The organism is Synechococcus sp. R55.3 (assembly GCF_047461975.1).
Lineage (GTDB): Bacteria > Cyanobacteriota > Cyanobacteriia > Thermostichales > Thermostichaceae > Thermostichus.
In genome coordinates this window covers 1-2,236 of the sequence record NZ_JANSIG010000148.1, presented here as the reverse complement: position 1 = coordinate 2,236, position 2,236 = coordinate 1, and the positions used below count along the sequence as shown (strand labels likewise).

General features: G+C 58.7%; 1 protein-coding gene. It reads left to right on the top strand.

The features are described from left to right. Positions 1-90 precede the first annotated feature (90 nt). On the top strand, positions 91-2,154 hold the full coding sequence (locus NW849_RS14195; RefSeq protein ID WP_414358479.1) for a prolyl oligopeptidase family serine peptidase: 2,064 nt from the start codon (positions 91-93) through the stop codon (positions 2,152-2,154). Positions 2,155-2,236: the final 82 nt, after the last annotated feature.

Genomic DNA, 2,236 nt, shown 5'->3' with positions numbered 1-2,236 from the left:
GGTAGTAATCCGTACTGAACATATTATACATTATTTTCAGTATAGTTGAGCTTATTATTGACTAGAGTCATGCTCTAGCGCTTAGGTCTCATGCTCAACTACCCGCCCAGCTATCCCGATCCCACTGTTGTGGACATCTACCACGGGCAGCCGGTGCCGGATCCCTACCGCTGGCTGGAGGATCTGGATTCGGAGCAGACGCGGGCCTGGATTGAGGCGCAAAACCACCTTACCTTTAACTACTTGCAGCAGATCCCAGCCCGGCAGCGGATCCGAGAACGCCTGACCCAGCTCTGGAACTATGAAAAATACAGCCAGCCCTTCAAAGAAGGGGGCCGCTACTTCTACTTCAAAAACGACGGCCTGCAAAACCAGAGCGTTCTCTACACCCAAGAAAGTCTAGAGGGCCAGGCGCGGGTTTTGCTGGATCCCAACACCTTCTCGGAAGACGGTACGGTGGCTCTAGCGGGCATTGCCATCAGCCGTGATGGGCGGTATCTGGCCTATGGTCTCTCCCGCTCCGGCTCCGATTGGCAAGAGTGGAAGGTGCGGGACATCGAGACCGGCGAGGATTTGCCGGATCACCTGCGCTGGATTAAGTTCTCGGGAGTAAGCTGGACCCTGGACGGGCAGGGATTTTTCTACAGCCGCTACGACGAACCGGCCCCCGGCAGCGAATACGAAAGCGCCAACTACTTCCAGAAGCTCTACTACCACCGCCTGGGCACCCCCCAGTCAGAAGATGTCTTGGTCTATCACCGCCCCGACCAAAAAGAGTGGGGCTTTGCCGGCGGGGTTACTGAAGATGGGAATTACCTCATCATCTCCGTCTGGCGGGGCACGGATCCCAAAAACCTCATCTTCTACAAAGACCTGCGGGATCCCCAGTCTCCTGTAGTAGAGCTCATCCGCGAGTTTGAGGCCGAATACAGCTTCGTGGGCAACGACGGATCCCGCTTTTGGCTGTTGACGGACTGCCAAGCTCCTCGGCGGCGACTGGTGGCGATTGACTTGGAGCAGCCCGACCAGGTGCAGGAGGTGATCCCTGAGGCGGAGGAGACACTGCAGGGGGTTAGCTTGATCAACAATCAGTTTGTGGCTTTCTACCTCAAAGACGCCCACACCCAGATCAAAAGGTTTGCCTTGGATGGCCACTTTCTGGGAGAGATTCCCTTGCCGGGGCTGGGATCGGCGGGCGGTTTTGGCGGCAAGCGCCGCGACACCGAGACCTTCTACACCTTCACCAGCTTCACCACCCCTCCCACCATCTACCGCTACGATTTCACCAGCGGCACCAGCACCCTGTTCCGTCAGCCCCAGGTGGATTTCGATCCCCAGGCCTACGAGGTGCAGCAGGTGTTCTACACCAGCAAAGATGGCACCCGCATCCCCATGTTTCTTGTCCACCGCCGCGGCCTGGCTCGGACAGGGGATCACCCCACTCTGCTTTATGGCTACGGCGGCTTTGGCATCTCTCTTACCCCCAGCTTTTCAGTGGGTCTGGTGGCCTGGCTGGAAATGGGCGGTGTCTATGCCCAGCCAAGTTTGCGCGGCGGCGGCGAGTACGGAGAAGAGTGGCACCAGGCGGGCACCAAGCTCAACAAGCAAAAGGTGTTCGACGACTTTATTGCCGCTGCCGAGTGGCTGATAGCCCATGGCTACACCAACCCCGCCAAGTTGGCCATCTCCGGCGGCAGCAACGGCGGCCTGCTGGTGGGGGCCTGCCTGGTTCAGAGGCCGGAGCTGTTTGCAGCGGCCTTGCCGGCAGTGGGGGTGTTCGACATGCTGCGCTTTCATAAGTTCACCATCGGCTGGGCCTGGATCTCCGAGTACGGATCCCCGGAGAACCCGGAGGAATTCAAGGCCCTCTACGCCTATTCCCCTCTGCACAACCTCAAGCCCGGCACTGCCTATCCCGCCACCCTGATCACCACCGCAGATCACGACGACCGGGTGGTGCCCGCCCACAGCTTCAAGTTTGCCGCTGCCCTGCAGGCAGCCCAGGGGGGATCCCAGCCCATCCTCATCCGCATCGACACCAAGGCAGGGCACGGGGCCGGCAAGCCCACCAGCAAGCTGATTGAGGAAGCTGCCGACCGCTGGGCCTTTTTGGTGCAGGTGCTAGGGATCCCCTGGGACGGAACGGGAAGTTAGCGAGCTCTAGGTCGTGTTGATCTTATGTTAGGATAGAGAGAGTAATTTATAGAGGAAAGAGGATGAAGTTGGTTTTTTTAGA

What these genes read in the sequence shown, in the direction of transcription:
- NW849_RS14195 (WP_414358479.1), top strand. Translation starts at nt 91, where the DNA reads ATGCTCAACTACCCGCCCAGCTATCCCGATCCCACTGTTGTGGACATC.